General features: G+C 74.8%; 14 protein-coding genes. 9 read left to right on the top strand and 5 right to left on the bottom strand.

The window, feature by feature from the left end:
- Positions 1–33 precede the first annotated feature (33 nt).
- The 6 genes from ABZ934_RS17155 to ABZ934_RS17130 all read left to right on the top strand — a co-directional run bounded on the left by ABZ934_RS17155 (position 34) and on the right by ABZ934_RS17130 (position 6,006).
- Positions 34–1,353, top strand: a complete 1,320-nt coding sequence (locus ABZ934_RS17155; RefSeq protein WP_361313434.1) for a histidine kinase — start codon at positions 34–36, stop codon at positions 1,351–1,353.
- Positions 1,350–2,015 carry a response regulator transcription factor gene (locus ABZ934_RS17150; protein ID WP_361313431.1) on the top strand — a complete coding sequence of 222 codons (666 nt, stop codon included), beginning with the start codon at positions 1,350–1,352 and terminating at the stop codon, positions 2,013–2,015. The genes ABZ934_RS17155 and ABZ934_RS17150 overlap by 4 nt, the downstream gene beginning before the upstream one ends.
- A gap of 62 nt (positions 2,016–2,077) precedes the next feature.
- Positions 2,078–3,526, top strand: coding sequence for a penicillin-binding transpeptidase domain-containing protein (locus ABZ934_RS17145; RefSeq protein WP_361313429.1), 1,449 nt, complete (start codon positions 2,078–2,080; stop codon positions 3,524–3,526).
- 91 nt (positions 3,527–3,617) lie between these two features.
- On the top strand, positions 3,618–4,109 hold the full coding sequence (locus ABZ934_RS17140; RefSeq protein WP_361313426.1) for a GNAT family N-acetyltransferase: 492 nt from the start codon (positions 3,618–3,620) through the stop codon (positions 4,107–4,109).
- A 79-nt stretch (positions 4,110–4,188) separates the two neighbouring features.
- Positions 4,189–4,899 carry a DsbA family oxidoreductase gene (locus ABZ934_RS17135; RefSeq protein ID WP_361313423.1) on the top strand — a complete coding sequence of 237 codons (711 nt, stop codon included), beginning with the start codon at positions 4,189–4,191 and terminating at the stop codon, positions 4,897–4,899.
- Between the two features lie 57 nt (positions 4,900–4,956).
- Positions 4,957–6,006 carry an aminotransferase class V-fold PLP-dependent enzyme gene (locus tag ABZ934_RS17130; RefSeq protein ID WP_361313420.1) on the top strand — a complete coding sequence of 350 codons (1,050 nt, stop codon included), beginning with the start codon at positions 4,957–4,959 and terminating at the stop codon, positions 6,004–6,006.
- A gap of 82 nt (positions 6,007–6,088) precedes the next feature.
- On the opposite strand, the gene ABZ934_RS17125 is transcribed toward ABZ934_RS17130, so the two are convergent.
- On the bottom strand, positions 6,089–7,156 hold the full coding sequence (locus ABZ934_RS17125; RefSeq protein ID WP_361313830.1) for an aminotransferase class V-fold PLP-dependent enzyme: 1,068 nt from the start codon (positions 7,154–7,156) through the stop codon (positions 6,089–6,091).
- A gap of 64 nt (positions 7,157–7,220) precedes the next feature.
- Between ABZ934_RS17125 and ABZ934_RS17120 the strand changes: the two genes are divergently transcribed.
- A complete protein-coding gene (locus ABZ934_RS17120) occupies positions 7,221–8,381 on the top strand; it encodes an amidohydrolase family protein (protein WP_361313418.1) in 1,161 nt (386 codons plus the stop codon).
- A 196-nt stretch (positions 8,382–8,577) separates the two neighbouring features.
- On the top strand, positions 8,578–9,501 hold the full coding sequence (locus ABZ934_RS17115; RefSeq protein WP_361313415.1) for an SCO1860 family LAETG-anchored protein: 924 nt from the start codon (positions 8,578–8,580) through the stop codon (positions 9,499–9,501).
- A 548-nt stretch (positions 9,502–10,049) separates the two neighbouring features.
- Here ABZ934_RS17115 and cobC read toward each other — a convergent pair.
- Positions 10,050–11,471, bottom strand: coding sequence for an Rv2231c family pyridoxal phosphate-dependent protein CobC (gene cobC, locus ABZ934_RS17110; RefSeq protein WP_361313412.1), 1,422 nt, complete (start codon positions 11,469–11,471; stop codon positions 10,050–10,052).
- A gap of 116 nt (positions 11,472–11,587) precedes the next feature.
- Here cobC and ABZ934_RS17105 point away from each other — a divergent pair, with 116 nt between their 5' ends.
- The gene (locus tag ABZ934_RS17105; RefSeq protein ID WP_361313409.1) at positions 11,588–12,400 is read left to right on the top strand and encodes a ZIP family metal transporter; all 813 of its coding nucleotides are present in this window, start codon (positions 11,588–11,590) and stop codon (positions 12,398–12,400) included.
- Between the two features lie 2 nt (positions 12,401–12,402).
- Here ABZ934_RS17105 and ABZ934_RS17100 read toward each other — a convergent pair whose 3' ends face one another.
- Genes ABZ934_RS17100 through ABZ934_RS17090 form a run of 3 tightly spaced genes read right to left on the bottom strand, consistent with a single transcriptional unit; the run spans position 12,403 to position 16,567 of the window.
- The gene (locus ABZ934_RS17100) at positions 12,403–13,836 is read right to left on the bottom strand and encodes a cobyrinate a,c-diamide synthase (RefSeq protein WP_361313827.1); all 1,434 of its coding nucleotides are present in this window, start codon (positions 13,834–13,836) and stop codon (positions 12,403–12,405) included.
- Between the two features lie 11 nt (positions 13,837–13,847).
- Entirely contained in the window at positions 13,848–14,447 is a 600-nt protein-coding gene (cobO, locus tag ABZ934_RS17095; RefSeq protein WP_361313407.1) for a cob(I)yrinic acid a,c-diamide adenosyltransferase, read from the bottom strand.
- Complete coding sequence (locus ABZ934_RS17090) at positions 14,447–16,567, bottom strand: putative cobaltochelatase (protein ID WP_361313404.1); 2,121 nt, start codon at positions 16,565–16,567, stop codon at positions 14,447–14,449. Before ABZ934_RS17090 ends, cobO begins: the two co-directional genes overlap by 1 nt.
- Positions 16,568–16,677 lie beyond the last annotated feature (110 nt).

Below are 16,677 nucleotides of genomic sequence, written 5' to 3'. Positions count from 1 at the left end.
GACGGGGGCAGTGGGATGCCGGGGGGCGATGGAATGGGGACGGGGGCACGGGCCGGTGTGGCCCGGCTGCTGGGGGCGCGGGCCCGACGGCGGTGGGTACATCTGATCCTGGGCGGCGCCCTGCTGATGCCGTACTTCCTCCTCGCCGAGGTGGCGGTCAGTGTCGTGGCGAGCGTGGGCAACGTCCTCGGCTCCACCCGCCTGACCTTCGCCGCCTACGGGGTCTCCCTGCCCCTGGCCGCGGTGACCGCCGTGTTCGCGCTCGTCCGGCCGATGTCGGCGGGCGCCGTACGGGCCCTGTGCGGGGTGCCCGGCGAGCGGCTGGCGGAGGGGCCGGCCCGGTCCTGGCAGGCCCGCGGGCGGACTTCGGTCTGGTGGACGCTGCACCTGGGGGTCGGCGCCGTCATCAGCGGGATGAGCCTCGCGGTACCGCCCATGGCGGTAGTGCTGATCGTGCTGCCGTTCGTGCGCCGGCTGCGGGACGCACCGGTGGGGCTGGGCTGGTTCCGTACCGGCGCCGAGCCGTACACCGCCCCGCTGCTCGGGATCGCGCTGCTGTGCGGGCTCGTCCTGTGCGCCGCCGCGGCCGGGGCGCTGCTGGCCCGGGCGGCGCCCGTCCTGCTCGGGCCGACCGCGGCCGACCGGCTGGCGGCGGCGGAGGAGCGGGCCGCCGACCTGGCGGTGCGTAATCGGCTGGCGCGGGAGCTGCACGACGCCGTCGGGCACGCGCTGAGCGCCGTCACCCTCCAGGCGAACGCCGCCCGGCGGGTGCTGGACAGCGACCCCGGCTTCGTACGGGAGGCGCTGGCCGCGATCGAGGACACCACCCGGCGGACGGTCGGCGAGCTGGACGCCGTACTGGGCCTGCTCCGGGAGGGCGACGGCGCCGACGGGTCGGACCGGTCGCAGCCCGCGCCGACGCTCGCGGCGGACCTCGACGGCCTCCTGGCCCGTTCCCGGGCGGCCGGCACCCGGATCACCGCCCACCAGGACCGAGGGGCCGCCGGGGACTGGGCCCGACTCCCCGCGATCGTTTCCCGGGAGGCGTACCGCATCGTCCAAGAGGGCCTGAGCAACGCCCTGCGCCACGGCACGGGCCCCGTCGAGCTGTGGATCGCCGTGCAGGACAGGGACGACGGCACGCAACGCGAACTGGAGATCACCATGACCAACCCGCCGGGCACCGCCGAGGGGCCGAAGCCCCGCGCGACGGGCGGGCGCGGCCTGCGCGGCGCCGCCGAGCGGGCCGCGCTGCTCGGCGGCGGCGTCGAGGCCGGACCCGTCGAGGCAGGCCCCGGCGAGGGGCGGTGGCGGCTGCGTGCCGTCCTTCCGCTGGGCGGGGATGAGCGATGAGCCGGCCGCCCCTGCGCATCGTGCTCGCCGACGACGAGCGGTTGGTCCGTACCGCCCTGCGCGTGATCTTGGAGGCCGAACCCGACCTCGACGTCGTCGGCGAGGCGGCCGACGGCGCCGAGGCGGTGTCCCTCGTGCGCGCACTGGCCCCCGATGTGGTCCTGATGGACGTACGGATGCCGGGGATCGACGGCATACGCGCCACTCGGCAGATCCTCGCGACCATGGCCGAGCCGCCCCGGATCGTCGTCGTCACCACCTTCGAGAACGACTCCTACGTCTACGGGGCGCTGCGCGCCGGCGCCGCGGGTTTCCTCCTCAAGCGCGCCGACCCGGACGAGCTGATCGGAGCGGTCCGGCTCGTCGCCCGCGGCGACTCCCTGCTCTTCCCCGCCGCCGTCCGCTCCCTCGCCGCCACCCACGCGGCCGGCGACCCCTCCGCCACCGCCCCCTGGGTGCGCCGGCTGACCGACCGGGAGGCCGACGTACTGCGCCTGATCGCCACCGGCCTGTCCAACCACGAAGTGAGCGAACGCCTCGGCGTCGGGCCCCAGACGGTCAAGACGCACGTCGCCGCCATCCTCGCCAAGACCGGCTCCCGCGACCGCACCCAAGCGGTGATCGCCGCCTACGAAGGGGGCTTCCTCATGAGGAAAGACTGAGAACCCGGCCACAATCGGGGCAGAGTGGAACGTCTTGCGCCGCTGGCACGTCTTTCCGGGGGATGAACAAGACGATCAGGCGCGCGTCGGTCTTCTGTCTGCTTCTGGTGGCGGCCCTCTTGATACGGGTCACCTGGGTGCAGGCGTACCAAGGCCAGGCGCTCGCAGACGACAAGCACAACCGGCGCAACCTCATCGGGCAGTACGAGAACCCGCTGGGGAACATCATCGTGGGCGGTGAGGCGATCACCGGCTCGGTGAAGACCGGCGGCAAGGACTTCGAGTACAAGCGCACCTACGTCGACGGCCCGCTGTACGCGCCGATCACCGGCTACAGCTCCCAGGCGTACGGGGTGAGCATGCTGGAGGGCGTCTACAAGAACATCCTCAACGGCTCCGACAGTCGGCTGAAGACGCCGATGGACATCCTCACCAACAAGCGGGCCGCCCCGGGCAACGTGTTGACGACCATCGACAAGGGCGTCCAGAAGGCGGCCTACGACGCGCTGCAGGGCAAGCAGGGTTCCGCCGTGGCGATCGACCCGGCGACCGGGCAGATCCTCGCGATGGTGAACAACCCCTCCTTCGACCCGGGCCGGATCACCGGCGCCACCGACGAACAGGCGTGGAAGGAGCTCTCGGCCGACCAGGGCAAGGCGATGGAGAACGTGGCGCTGCGCAAGCCGCAGGCCCCCGGCTCCACCTTCAAGCTGGTCACCATGGCGGCGGCCATCGAGAACGGTCTGGTCTCCGACATCGACGCGCCCACCGGCATCCCCGGCGCGTACACGATCCCGGGTACCCGTACCGCCCTGCCCAGCGAGGCCGGCAACGACGGGTGCAACAACGTGTCCGTGCGCACCGCGCTGCGGCTGTCCTGCAACAACGTCTTCGCCGAACTGGCGTCCAAGCTCGGCCAGGACAAGATGCGCGCGATGGCGGAGAAGCTGGGCTTCAACAAGGAGACCGCCACCCCCGTCACCGCCCGGCCCGCGAGCAAGTACCCCTCGACGAAGATGTCGGTCGACCAGGTCGCACAGACGGGTATCGGCCAGTTCGACGTGCAGGCCACGCCGCTCCAGATGGCGATGGTGACGGCGGCGATCGAGAACGGCGGCAAGCTCGTCGCGCCGCACATGGTCTCGGAGGTCACCGATTCCGGCGGCAATGTGCTGGAGAGCTTCAAGGACCCCAAGTCGGACCAGGTCATGAGCGCCAAGACCGCCTCGATGCTCCAGGACGCGATGCGCACCGTCGCTACCCAGGGCGGCGGCAAGCCCGCGCAGGTCGCGGGCGCCGAGGTCGGCGGCAAGACGGGTACCGCGCAGCGCGGCGTGAACAACAGCCTGCCGCCGCTGGCCTGGTTCACCTCGTACGGGAAGACCGACGGCAAGCAGATCGCCGTCGCGGTGGTGATCGAGAACTCGGACACCGACCGTTCCGAGATCGGCGGCGGCAAGCTGGCCGCGCCCATCGCGCAGAAGATGATGCAGGCGTGGCTCAAGAAGTAGCCCTCCCGCCGGCGTGGCTCAAGAAGTAGCCTCCCCGCCCGCGGGGCGCCGCGCCGGGAACCGACACGGTTCCCGGCGCGTTCCCCTGTCCATGATCCGAACCGCGCGCCCCGACGACCTCGACGCCATCGCCGCCCTCCACACCCGGGCCCGTGCCACCTACTACCGGGGCCGTGCCCCCGAGAAGGTGTACGGGGGCGAAGCGGAACTCGCGCGCAGCCGCGAGGGCTGGGCCCGCGCCGTCGCGCGCGCCGGCTCCGAAGGCGGCGTGTTCTGCGCCGAACAGGACGGCATACTCACCGGGGTCGCCGCGTTCCGCACCGCCGACGGGCAGAGCACGCTCACCCAACTCCACGTGGACCCCGCCCACTGGCGCCACGGCACCGGCGCGGCCCTGCACGCCGCCTGCCTGGACGCCTGGCGCCGCGCCGGGGTCACCCGGGCCCGCCTGGAGGTGTACGAGCACAACACGCGCGCCCAGTCCTTCTACGCCTCCCTCGGCTGGCGCCCGGAGCCCGCGGCGTCCCGCTCCGGCAGCCACCTCACGCTCTGGCTGCGCGTGGGGGACCCGTCCGGGGAATGAGACGCTCCGGCAGTTGGTTGAAGGGGAAACCGCCCGGTCCTCCCGTCGGACGGCCCCCGAACCCGAGAGAAGAAGGATCATGCGCGTCGAGATCTGGAGCGACATCGCTTGCCCGTGGTGCTACATCGGCAAGGCCCGGTTCGCCAAGGGGCTGGCCGACTTCGCGCACCGCGACCGGGTGGAGGTCGTCTTCCGGTCCTTCGAACTCGATCCGCACGGCCCCAAGGGCGTGACCGCGCCGGTCCTGGAGATGCTGGCCAAGAAGTACGGCCGCACCCTCGACGAGGCGCGCGGCATGGAGGAGCACGTCGCCGCCAGTGCGCGCGGCGAGGGGCTGGCGTACCGGGTCGAGGGGCGCGACCACGGCAACACCTTCGACATCCACCGCCTGCTGCACCTGGCCGCCGCCCGGGGTCGTCAGGAGGAACTGCTCGACCTGGCCTACCGCGCCAACTTCGCCGAGGAGCGCAGCGTCTTCGACCCTGAGGTGCTGGTCGCCCTCGCCGTCGAGGCCGGGCTGGAGGAGGCGGAGGCCCGTACGGTCCTCGCCGACGACTCCGCCTACGCCGACGACGTGCGCGCCGACGAGCGCGAGGCGGCCGAACTGGGGGCCAACGCCGTACCGTTCTTCGTCCTCGACCGCCGCTACGGCATCTCCGGCGGGCAGCCCGCCGAGGTGTTCACGCAGGCGCTCGAACAGGCGTGGGCCGGCCGCGAGGTCGCCCCGTCCAAGGCCGCCGACGGCGAGGTGTGCGAGCCCGACGGGGTGTGCGCCGTCCCCCGGGCGTAGCGGACACCGGCGCGACGGGCGTGGACGGGGAGCCGGCCTTGGCGCAGAGTTGAGGGCATGGACCTCCCCGCCCTCAGGGCCGAGTTCGCGCACTCCACCACCTACCTCAACACGGCCAGTTGCGGAATCCTCCCGCGTTCCGCCGTCGCCGAGGTCCGGGCCCTGGCCGAGGCGGCCGGGGCCGGGGACCCGGCCGGATTCGGGGACTTCGACCGGGTCAACCGGGTCCGGGCGGCCTTCGCCCGGCTCGTCGGCGTGCCCGTCGCACGGGTCGCGCTCGGCTCCTCGGTCGCGACGCACGTCGGTCTCGTCGCGGCAGCCCTCCCCGCCGGCTCCGAAGTCGTGTGTCCCGAAGGGGACTTCGCCTCGGTGATGAACCCCTTCGTCGTTCGCGCCGACCTCAAGCTCCGCCTCGCCCCGCTGGAGTCGCTGGCCGAAGCCGTCGGCCCCGACACGGCGCTCGTCTCGCTGTCCGCCGTGCAGTCCGCCGACGGCCGCACCGCCGACCTGGCGGCGGTACGGGCCGCGACGGTCGCCCACGGCGCGCGGATGCTCGTCGACGCGACCCAGGCGGTGGGCAGCGTGCCCTTCGACGCCGCGCCCTACGACTACACCGTCACCGCCGGCTACAAGTGGCTGCTCGGCGCGCGCGGGGCCTCGTACCTCACCGTGTCCGAGGAGGCCCAGGACACCCTCACCCCGCTGCACGCCGGCTGGGTGGCGGCGGAGTCCGTCTGGGACGCCACCTACGGGCCGATGCCGCGACTGGCCGAAGGGGCCCGGCGCTTCGACGAGTCCCCGGCGTTCCTCGGCTACCACGCCGCCGAGCCCTCGCTGGCGCTGCTGGAGCGGATCGGCGTCGCCGTCGTCCACGCGCACAACACCGCCCTGGCCGCCCGCTACCGGGCCGGCCTCGCCCGCCTGGGCCACGAACCGGTCACCGGCGGGGCCCCGATCGTCACCGTTCCCGGGCTGGCCCACCGACAGCCCGCCCTCCAAGCCGCCGGCATCGCCACATCGGCCCGGGCCGGCGGCCTGCGGGCCTCGTTCCACCTCTACAACACCGAGGCGGACGTCGACCGGCTCCTGGACGTCCTCGCGGACTGATCCGGCCGGCCCCGAACCGGCCCAGAACCGGCCCCGAGCGCGCCCTCGCGAGGCGGAGGCCGGGGCCAGGCCTCGCTTCGGACTACCAGACCGCGTCCGCCGCGGCGAGCGCCGGGGCCGGGTCGGCCGACAGGGCGGAGGCCAGCGCGGTCAACGACGCCCGCACCGCCTCCGGGGAGGCCGCCGGGCCGTAGTGGTTGACCCGGATCATCTCCTGGGCGAGCGCCCCGCCGCCCGCCGCGAGCGGAGCGGTCGGGTCCGCCGACAGCGCCTTGGCCACCACCACGGAGGCGTCCGCCACCCGCAGGGTCGTCGCCACCGGCGCCGCCTCCACCGCCACCGGGACGTACGGGGCCACGCCCAGCGCCGTCGCGCCCGCTCGGGTCGCGGCGGCCGCGGCCGCGTGCCGGCCCATCACCGCGGGCAGCCCCTCGGCGGCGATCCGGTCGAGGCACGCCTCCAGCGCCAGCATCTCCAGCTGGGCGGGGGCGTGCAGCAGGGTCGTACGGCCGGCGTCGATCCAGCGCTGCTTCCAGTCCAGCAGCGACAGGTACGAACGCCGGGGCGCCGCCGGGTTCTCCGCGAAGCGGGCCCAGGCGCGCTCCGAGACGGACACCGCCGAGACGCCCGCCGGGCCCCCCATCGCCTTCTGCGCGCCGATCACGCACAGGTCCACCCCCCACGCGTCCGGGAGCAGCGGCTCGGCGGCCACCGAGGCCACCGCGTCCAGCATGAACAGGGCGCCGTGGGCCCGGACGGCCTCGCCGATCTCCGCGACCGGGTTGGTGTTGCCCGTCGCGGCCTCGGCATGCACCAGCGAGACGAAGTCGATCTCCGGGTGCGCGGCCAGCGCCCCGGCGACCTGCTCCCCGGTGACCGCGGTGTGGAACGGCACCGCCAGGTCCACCACCGTCGCCCCGCAGTCGCGCAGCCAGTTGCCGAACGTGGTCCCGTACGGACCCGTCACGATGTTCAGCGCCGTCGAACCGGGACGGGCCCCCGAGCGGATGCACGCCTCCAGCGGCAGCAGCGCCTCGCCCTGGGTGATCACCACGTCCTGGCGGGTACCGAGCAGCTCCGCCACCCCCCGCTCGATCGACGCGAAACGGTCGGCGGTCAGCGGCGGGAGGTCCAACAGGGGGTGGGTCACGGCGGTGCTCTCTTCGTCCGGGGTCACCGGCCGAGCCTACCGAGCACGGACGTAAGGTGCCGCCATGAGCGATGCGCGTGAGGTGGGCGGAGCGGGCCGGGCCGACGATCGGTCGGAGGGCGGGTCCGAAGGCGGGTCCGAGGGCGAAGTGCTGCACGTCAAGGGGCGGGTGCTCGTCGGACCCGACGACGTACGCGATGAACTGTGGGTGATCGGCGGCCGGATCTCCTACGAGCGCCCGCGCGCCGCCCGCGAGATCACCACGGTCACGGGTTGGGCCCTGCCCGGCCTCGTCGACGCGCACTGCCACGTGGGCCTCGACGCCCACGGGCCCGTCGACGCGGCGACCGCCGAACGCCAGGCGCTCACCGACCGCGACGCCGGCACCCTCCTGATCCGGGACGCCGGATCGCCCTCCGACACCCGCTGGATCGACGACCGCGAGGACCTGCCGAAGATCATCCGGGCGGGCCGGCACATCGCCCGGACCCGCCGCTACATCCGCAACTACGCGCACGAGATCGAGCCGGCCGACCTGGTCGAGTACGTGGGGCGCGAGGCGCGGCGCGGCGACGGCTGGGTCAAGCTGGTCGGCGACTGGATCGACCGCGACGCCGGGGACCTGACCGCCTGTTGGCCGCGCGCGGAGGTGGAGGCGGCCATCGCCGAGGCGCACCGCCTGGGCGCCCGCGTCACCGCGCACTGCTTCGCCGAGGACTCGCTGCGCGACTTGGTCGAGGCGGGCATCGACTGCGTCGAGCACGCCACCGGGCTCACGGAGGACACCATCCCGCTGTTCGCGGAGCGCGGGGTCGCCATCGTCCCGACCCTGGTGAACATCGCGACGTTCCCCAAGCTGGCGGCGGGCGGCGAGGCGAAGTTCCCGGCCTGGTCGGCGCACATGCGGCGGCTGCACGAGCGCCGGTACGACACCGTACGGGCCGCCTACGACGCGGGGGTCCCGGTCTACGTCGGCACCGACGCGGGCGGTTCCCTGCCGCACGGCCTGGTCGCCGCCGAGGTCGCGGAGCTGGTGAAGGCCGGGCTGCCGACATCGGCCGCCCTCTCCGCCACCGCCTGGTCGGCCCGCGAGTGGCTCGGCCGGCCCGGCCTGACCGAGGGCGCGCCGGCCGACCTCGTGGTCTACGGATCGGACCCGCGCGTTGACGTACGGACCCTGGCGCAGCCGCTGCGCGTGGTGGTCAACGGGGCCGTTCGGGCGTGAAGGGGGGAACTCCCGTTCCTGCTGGGGCCGATGATTCGCACGGGCGGTCGGAAACCACCCATTGGGGTGAAGCCACCTCAGGTTGACCCCCGTTCACCCACAGTGCTTAAAGAATCCGAGGGTCGAAGCCGTCGGCGTGCGCGATGTCCCCCATTGGCCGCGCGACGGCACCCATCTTCCCGGGGGTTCCACCATCTTGAACAGCAACACCTTCCGCATGCCCGCGGCCGCCCTGCTCGCCGCGGGGGCGGTGGCCCTGCTCACCGCGCCGCCCGCCTTGGCCACCGAGGCGGCCAGTGGCAGTGGCGGCGCGGCGGGCCAGGGCAAGGCCGGCGCCGTCGTCCTGCGCGCCGGACTCGACGTCGGCCTGCTGGGCGAGGCCGTCCACGTCCCGCTCACGGCCACCCTCAACGAGGTCAGCGCCCCGGCGACGGCCGAGAAGACCGCCCTCACCGTGACCGTCGACGGCGCCGAACAGGGCAACCCCGTCAGCGTGTTGCGGGCGGACGTGGCCACCGCCAAGGCGACCGCGGACACCCACGGCGCGCGGGCCGAGTCCAACCTCGCCAACGCCACCGTGCACGTGCCCGGGCTGCCGCTGCTCTCCCTGATCCAAGTCGAGAAGGTCACCTCCACGGCGGTGTGCGAGGCCGGGCGCAAGCCGGTGGCCGGCTCGAACGTGCTCGGTGCCGTCACCGTCCTCGGCAAGAAGGTCACCCTGTCGGCGGGCGGCCCGACCAAGGTCGAGGTCCCGGGGGTCGGCCTGGTCGACCTGGAGCTGTCCGGTACGCGGACCACCTCCACCACGGCCGCGGCGGCGGCGCTCCGGCTCAAGGTCTCGGTGAACCCGCTGAAGCTGAACGTGGCGCGGGTCGAGGGCGAGGTCGTCCTGGCCGAGGCCCACTGCGAGGCCCCGACGGGCCCCGCGCCGAGCACGGCCGCCTCCGCGCCGTCGGACGTCAAGCCGCAGACGGCGAGCGGCGCGACGACACCCGTGCGCGCCGACCTCGCCGAGACCGGGAGCAGTTCGGCGACGCCCTATGTGGCGGGCGGGGCGCTGCTGCTGCTCGGCGTCGGCGCGGGCGCGTTGCTCCTCATCCGGCGCGGCAAGTCCTCGTAGCGCGGCCGGTCGGCCGAGGAATCCGTCAGCGCGCGGCGTGCCCCGGTCCCCGGACGGTCGCGCCCCGGGACGTCACCGCGGCGGTGACTTGCCGGTCGGCGGGGCGTACTCGCTCCGCTTCCCGGCGGTCAGCGAGCCGTCGGCGGCGGCGCAGGAGGCGCGGACGACCCGGAACGGCGGCCCAGAGCGGCGTCGGGGGCTCGTGTCCGTGAGACCGGCCCCGCCGGAATCCCGGTTACGCCGGCGGGCGACCCGGAACGGCTCCGGGCGCCGGGCAGTAGGCCGGGCCGGAGCCGGCCCCGACCCGGGCGGCCGAGCAAGGCCGCGCGTCGAGCGGCGTCGACGCAGCCGGCGTGGCAGGGGGCCGACCACCAGCCTCGCCGGCGTTTGGGGCGCGGGGTCCGGGGCATCGCCCCAGCGAACCCCGCCCCGCTGCCCCTCGCCGACGCGGTAGCCGCCAGAACAGGTGAGGCCGCCCACCATCCCCCGGAGGCCGGGCGCGCCACGAGCCAGACCGGGATACCCCTCCAGCGGTCCCGCGGGGCGGGTCAGTGCGTGGTCAGGGTCAGGGCGTGGTCGAGGGCCTGGAGGAGGCGGCCCGTCGTGGGGCGGTCGCGGACCGCGAGGCGCAACCAGGAGGCGTCCAGGCCCGGGAAGGTGTCCCCGCGGCGCACCGCGAAGCCCAGCGCGCGCAGGCGGGCACGGACCTGCTCCGCGCCCGGCACCCGGATCAGCACGAACGGCCCCTGCGCCACCCCCGACACCGAGATCTCCTCGAACTCCGCGAGCCCCGCCAGCAGATGGGCCCGGTCCACCGCGATCTGCCGCGCCGCCGCCTCCGCCTCCGCCAGTGCCTCCGGGGTCATGCACGCCTGCGCCGCCACCAAAGCCGGCGTCGACACCGGCCACAGCGGCTGCGCCGCCGCCAGCTTCGTGATCACCTCCGGCTCGGCCAGCACGTACCCGATCCGCAGCCCCGCCAGCCCCCACGTCTTCGTCAGGCTGCGCAGCACCACCAGCCCCGGTACGTCCGTCCGCCCGGCCAGCGCCTCCCGTTCGCCCGGGACCGCGTCCATGAAGGCCTCGTCCACCACCAGGATCCGGCCCGGCCGGGCCAGCGCCGCCAGGCCGGCCGCCGGGTGGAGCACGGACGTCGGGTTGGTCGGGTTCCCGACCACCACCAGGTCCGCGTCCTCCGGCACCGCCGCCGGGTCCAGCCGGAACCCGTCCGCCGCCCGCAGCACCACCCGCTCCACCCGGTGGCCCGCGTCCCGCAGGGCCGCCTCCGGTTCGGTGAACTGCGGATGCACCACCACCGGCCGGACGGCGCCCAGCGCCCGGGCGATCAGTACGAACGCCTCCGCCGCCCCCGCCGTCAACAGCACGCGTCCGACCGGCAGCCCGTGCCGCTCCGCGACGGCCGCGCGGGCCGCGCGGCCGTCGGGGTACGCGGCGAGATCCCCGAGGGAGGCCGCGATCCGCTGCTTGAGCCACTCCGGGGGCGTGTGCGTCCGTACGTTGACCGCGAGGTCGACGAGTCCCGCTTTCGCGTCCCGCACCTCCGCGTCGCCGTGGTGGCGCAGATCGTGTCCCTGCGCGGTGGCGACGGCGCAGGTCGCCGCCACCGACCGGCGTTTGGGTACGAGGAGTTCCCCGCCCCCCGCGAGCGCCGCCGCCTCCGCCACCGAGGCGGTGCCGACGCCGTCGAGCGCCGCGTCCGAGGGGTGCGGTACCGCGATGGTCGCCAGCTTCTCCGCGGGGTAGCCGAGCAACGGCACGCCGAAACGTTTCGCCGCGCCCGCGATCCCCGCCTCCTTCGTCTTGGGCTCCACCGTGGCCAAGGCCGTCACCGCGTCGGTGGCCAGCCCCGCCCCCCGCAACGTCTCCTCGACCAGCGCACAGACCTCCGCCACGGAGACCCCCGCCCGTCCGCCCACCCCGACCACCAGCCGGGTCGCGTACTCGCCCACCGAAGCCCTCCCTCCGTCGTCCTGTCGAGTCATTGTCGGGCCGCCGTCGTCAATACGTCTCCGTCGTCCCGCGCGGGGAAGTGCGCGCGACGCCGACAATCGGTATTCAGGGGCACATGGCCGTGATCGTGGCGTTGGGCGCGTTCCTGATGACCCTGGCGGGCGGATGGACGGCGCAGCGCGTCACCGACCGGCGCCACCTCGTGCTGGGCCTGGCCGGCGGGCTGATGCTCGGCGTCGTCGGCCTCGACCTGCTCCCCGAGGCCATGCGGGCCGCGGGCCGCCCGGTGTTCGGCGTCCCGCTCGCCCTGCTGCTCTTCGTCACCGGCTTCCTGCTCGCGCACGTCGCCGAGCGGCTGCTCGCCGTGCGGCAGGCCGCGCACGGCGCCGCGAACGGCGTCCCGAACGTCCCGCGCGTCCCCGACGACCCCGACGACCCCGACCACCCCCACGACCGCGCCCGCGCCCGCGAACGACCGCACGCGCACCGGACCCCCGAGGTCGGGCTCACCGCGGCCGCCGCCATGGTCGGCCACAGCCTCGCCGACGGGGTGGCCCTCGGCGCCGCCTTCCAGGTCGGCGGCGGGATGGGCGTGGCCGTCGCCCTCGCGGTCGTCACCCACGACTTCGCCGACGGGTTCAACACGTACACGCTCACCAGCCTGTACGGGAACGCCCGCCGCAAGGCGCAGCTGATGCTCTTCGCCGACGCCGTCGCGCCGGTCGTGGGCGCCCTTTCCACCCTGCTGTTCACCCTTCCGGAGGAACCGCTCGGGGCGTACCTCGGCTTCTTCGCCGGCGTCCTGCTCTACCTGGCCGCCGCCGAGATCCTCCCCGAGGCGCACCACAGGCACCCCGCGCTGTCCACGCTGCTGTGCACCGTGGGCGGGGTGGCCGGGATCTGGCTCGTGGTCGGCCTCGCGGACTGACCTCACGACCGGGCCGCCGCCGCTTCCGCGAACCGTCGGGCGACGGACCGCCGCGCCGCCCAGTGCGTGTGCAGGTAGCTGGCGTGGACACCGCCCTGTACGAAGCCCTCGACACGGCGTTCGGGATGCGTGAAACCCCACGCGGGGGCCGCTCCCGCGCCCGGCTCGATCACCGTCCGGTGGAACTCGTGTCCCCGCAGCCGGGTCCCGGCGAGGGCCAGCGCGCTGTCCGACACCGCGACCGCCTCGCGGTAGCCCAGCGTCAGGCGCTCCGACATCCGCGCGTCGGCGTCGAGCACCCCGCACATCGGCTTCCCGTCCAGCGACCGCGCCAGGTACAGCAGCCCCGCGCACTCGGCCGCCACCGGGCCGCCGGCCGCGGCGAAGTCGGCGACGGCCCGGCGCAGCGGCGCGTTGGCGGAGAGCTCGGGCGCGTACACCTCGGGGAAGCCGCCGCCGATCACCAGGCCGGTGGTGCCCTCGGGGAGGGCCTCGTCCCGGAGGGGGTCGAAGGTGACGACCTCCGCGCCCGCCGCCGTGAGGAGCTCCGCGTGCTCGGCGTAGGAGAAGGTGAAGGCGGCGCCGCCCGCGACCGCGACGACGGGCCGCCGACCGGCACCCCGCCCCTGACCGGGCGCCCGACCCGGCGCCTGATCCGGCGCCTGATCCGGCGTCGGCGTCCGGTCCCGCCCGTGATCCCGCCCGGCCTCCCACTCGGACCCGGGACTCCACGCCTCGCACTCCAGCGGCGGGGCCGTGCGCGCCAGGGCCATCAGGGCCTCCAGGTCGCACCCGGCCCGGACCTGGTCCGCCAGCGCAGCCACCGCGGCCACCGCGTCGGCCCGCCGCTCCGCCACCGGCACCAGCCCCAGGTGCCGCGACGGCGCGGCCACCTGCGGAGCCCGCCGCAGGACCCCCAGGACCGGCATCCCGGCCTCTTCCAACGCCTCCCGCAGCATCACCTCGTGCCGGTCGGAGCCGACCTTGTTGAGGATCACCCCGCCCAGGCGCACCCGGGGGTCGAACGACGCGAAGCCGTGCACCAGCGCCGCCACGGATCGCGACTGCGAGGACGCGTCCACCACGAGCACCACCGGCGCCCGCAGCAACTTCGCGACCTGCGCCGTCGACGCCAGCTCACCCCGCCCCGCCGCCCCGTCGTACAAGCCCATCACGCCTTCGACGAGGGCGAGGTCGCACCCCGCCGCCCCGTGCGCGAACAGCGGCGCGACCAGCTCCGGCCCGCACATGAAGGCGTCCAGGTTCCGACCCGGCCGGCCGGTGGCCAACGCGTGGTAGCCCGGGTCGATGTAGTCGGGCCCGGCCTTGTGCGGGGACACGGCGAGGCCGCGCTCCGCGAAGGCCGCCATCAGGCCCGTCGCCACGGTGGTCTTGCCGCTGCCGGAGGACGGCGCGGCGATGACCAGCCGCGGCATGTGGAGCGAGGTCACCACTCGATGCCCTTCTGGCCCTTCTGGCCGGCGTCCATGGGGTGCTTGACCTTGGTCATCTCGGTGACCAGATCGGCGAACTCCAGGAGCTTCTCGGGCGCGTTGCGGCCCGTGATGACCACGTGCTGGGTGCCGGGACGGTCGCGCAGTACCTCGATCACCTCGTCCACGTCGATCCAACCCCAGTGCATCGGGTACGCGAACTCGTCCAGCACGTACAGCCGGTGGGTCTCGGCGGCCAGGTCCCGCTTGACCTGTTCCCAGCCCTCCTTCGCCGCCTGCTCGTTGTCGAGCTGTGCGTCGCGCTGGACCCAGGACCAGCCTTCGCCCATCTTGTGCCAGACGACCGGGCCGCCCTCCCCGGAGGCGCCGAGCACCTTGAGCGCGTTCTCCTCGCCGACCTTCCACTTCGCCGACTTGACGAACTGGAACACCCCGATCGACCAACCCTGGTTCCAGGCGCGCAGCGCCAGTCCGAAGGCCGCCGTCGACTTGCCCTTGCCCGGGCCGGTGTGGACGAAGACGAGCGGACGATTGCGGCGCTGGCGCGTCGTGAGCCCGTCGTCCGGAACGACGGACGGTTGTCCCTGGGGCATTACGCGGCCCTCCTGTTGGGGGTGGTGTTCGAGGTCACTGAGGTACGTACGTTCTTCACCAGGCCGGCCAGCGAGTCGGCCCGCAGCCCGTCGAGCGTGACGGCCGGCCCGCCGAGGTCGGCGGCCAGCACCCCGGCCAGCCCCAGCCGGACCGGACCCGTCTCGCAGTCCACGACCACCGAGGCCAGCCCCTGGGCCGCCAACATCCGCGCACTGCGCCCGGACAGTTCGCGCGGGTCCCCACCGAGCGTGCCCGCCGAGGTGGCCCGTCCGTCGGTGACGACCACGAGCAGCGGTCGCCGGGAGGGATCCCGCAGCCGCTCGATCCGCAGCACCTCGTGGGCTTTGAGCAGTCCGGCCGCCAGCGGGGTCCGCCCACCGGTCGGCAGCTTCTCCAGCCGGGCCGCCGCCGCGTCCACGGACGAGGTCGGGGGCAGCGCCAGCTCGGCGCCCGCACCCCGGAAGGTGATCAGACCGACCTTGTCGCGGCGCTGGTAGGCGTCCAACAGCAGCGACAGGACGGCGCCCTTGACCGCGCCCATGCGCTGCCGGGCGGCCATCGAACCAGAGGCGTCGACGACGAACAGGACGAGGTTGCCCTCGCGGCCCTCACGGGTCGCCTGCCGCAGGTCGTCCGCCCGCACGACGAGCCCGCGCCCGCTGCGCCCGCGCGCCTTCTGGTGCGGCGCCGCCGCCTGGATGGTCGCGGCCAGGTGCAGCTTCGTCAGGTGGCCGCGGGGGCGCTGGGCGCCGGTGGTGCGGCCGTGCGCGGTCCGGGCGCGGGAGCGGCGGCCGGCCGCGCCCTCGCCGAGGCCCGGCACGCTCAGCATCTTGGTCCGGAAGGGCTCGGCGGCCCGTACGGGCGCCTGTTCGGGCGCGCCGCCCCCTTCGGGCGAGGGGGGTGCGGGCTGCGGCTCGGGCGCCTCGTTCGGGCCCGGCGCGTCGGGCGCCTGAGCGGCCTCCGGCGCTTCGCCCTGCGGGGGTACGCCGCCGCCACCGTCCGGACCGCCACCGTCCGGACCGCCGTCGCCCGGGCCGTCGTCCCCGGGACCACCGTCCTGCGGGCCCTCCGGCTCGGGTTCCGGTTCGGGCTCCGGTTCGGGTTCCTCGTCGGGGAACCGGTCCAGGATCTCGTCCAGCTTGTCCTCGTCGAGGCCGGGGGCGTCGAAGGGGTTGCGCCGGCGCCGGTGGGGGAGCGCCAGCAACGCGGCCTGCCGCACGTCCTCCTTGCGCACCTCGGTCCGCCCGGCCCAGGCGGCCAGGGCCGTCGCCGTGCGGGCCATCACGATGTCGGCCCGCATGCCGTCGACCTCGAACCCGGCGCAGGTGGCCGCGATCCGCAGCAGCGAGGTGTCGTCGAGCACGACCTTCGGCAGCAGCGCCCGCGCGGCCACCACCCGTGCCCGGACCTCGCGTTCGTCATCGGCCCAGCGGCTCGCGAAGGCCGCGGGGTCGTCCTCGTAGGCGAGCCGGCGGCGCACCACCTCGACGCGCTGGGCGGGCTCGCGCGAGGCCGCGACCTCGACGGTGAGCCCGAAGCGGTCCAGGAGCTGCGGACGGAGCTCGCCCTCCTCGGGGTTCATCGTGCCGACGAGGAGGAAGCGGGCCGCGTGGCGGACGGAGACCCCTTCGCGCTCGACGTAGGAGGCGCCCATCGCGGCGGCGTCCAGGAGCAGGTCGATGAGGTGGTCGTGGAGGAGGTTGACCTCGTCGACGTAGAGGATGCCCCGGTGCGCGTCGGCGAGCAGGCCCGGCTCGAACGCCTTCACGCCCTCCGCCAGCGCCCGTTCGATGTCGAGCGCGCCGACCAGGCGGTCCTCGGAGGCGCCGACGGGCAGTTCCACCATCCGCGCGGGCCGGACGACGCCGCTCCCGGGCTCGTGCGGGCCGTCGGGGCAGGCCGGATCGGGCGCGGCGGGCGCGCACGAGAACCGGCAGCCGGGTACGACGTCCACCTGCGGCAGCAGCGCGGACAGGGCCCGGACGGCCGTGGACTTGGCGGTGCCCTTCTCGCCGCGCACGAGCACACCGCCGACCGCCGGGCTCACGGCGTTGAGCAGCAGCGCCAGCCGCAGGTCGCTCTGGCCGACCACCGCGGTGAACGGGTAGGGGGTGCTCACGTGTTGCTCACTCCTTCGTAGCGGACGGTCTGCGGGTACGGCGCCGCACCCGGGACGGGTCTCGGGGCGCAGTCCCGGGCGCCGGGGAGGGGCGGCGTGGCGGAGGGGCC

The sequence above is a fragment of the Streptomyces sp. NPDC046557 genome, assembly GCF_040645975.1.
GTDB lineage: Bacteria > Actinomycetota > Actinomycetes > Streptomycetales > Streptomycetaceae > Streptomyces.
This window is presented reverse-complemented; position numbering and strand designations above follow the sequence as displayed.

Excerpts from the sequence above, each read along its gene's own strand:
- ABZ934_RS17155 (WP_361313434.1), top strand. The coding sequence starts at position 34 with ATGGGGACGGGGGCACGGGCCGGTGTGGCCCGGCTGCTGGGGGCGCGG.
- ABZ934_RS17150 (WP_361313431.1), top strand. The coding sequence starts at position 1,350 with ATGAGCCGGCCGCCCCTGCGCATCGTGCTCGCCGACGACGAGCGGTTG.
- ABZ934_RS17145 (WP_361313429.1), top strand. The coding sequence starts at position 2,078 with ATGAACAAGACGATCAGGCGCGCGTCGGTCTTCTGTCTGCTTCTGGTG.
- ABZ934_RS17140 (WP_361313426.1), top strand. The coding sequence starts at position 3,618 with ATGATCCGAACCGCGCGCCCCGACGACCTCGACGCCATCGCCGCCCTC.
- ABZ934_RS17135 (WP_361313423.1), top strand. The coding sequence starts at position 4,189 with ATGCGCGTCGAGATCTGGAGCGACATCGCTTGCCCGTGGTGCTACATC.
- ABZ934_RS17130 (WP_361313420.1), top strand. The coding sequence starts at position 4,957 with ATGGACCTCCCCGCCCTCAGGGCCGAGTTCGCGCACTCCACCACCTAC.
- ABZ934_RS17120 (WP_361313418.1), top strand. The coding sequence starts at position 7,221 with ATGAGCGATGCGCGTGAGGTGGGCGGAGCGGGCCGGGCCGACGATCGG.
- ABZ934_RS17105 (WP_361313409.1), top strand. The coding sequence starts at position 11,588 with ATGGCCGTGATCGTGGCGTTGGGCGCGTTCCTGATGACCCTGGCGGGC.
- ABZ934_RS17100 (WP_361313827.1), bottom strand. The coding sequence starts at position 13,836 with ATGCCGCGGCTGGTCATCGCCGCGCCGTCCTCCGGCAGCGGCAAGACC.
- cobO (WP_361313407.1), bottom strand. The coding sequence starts at position 14,447 with ATGCCCCAGGGACAACCGTCCGTCGTTCCGGACGACGGGCTCACGACG.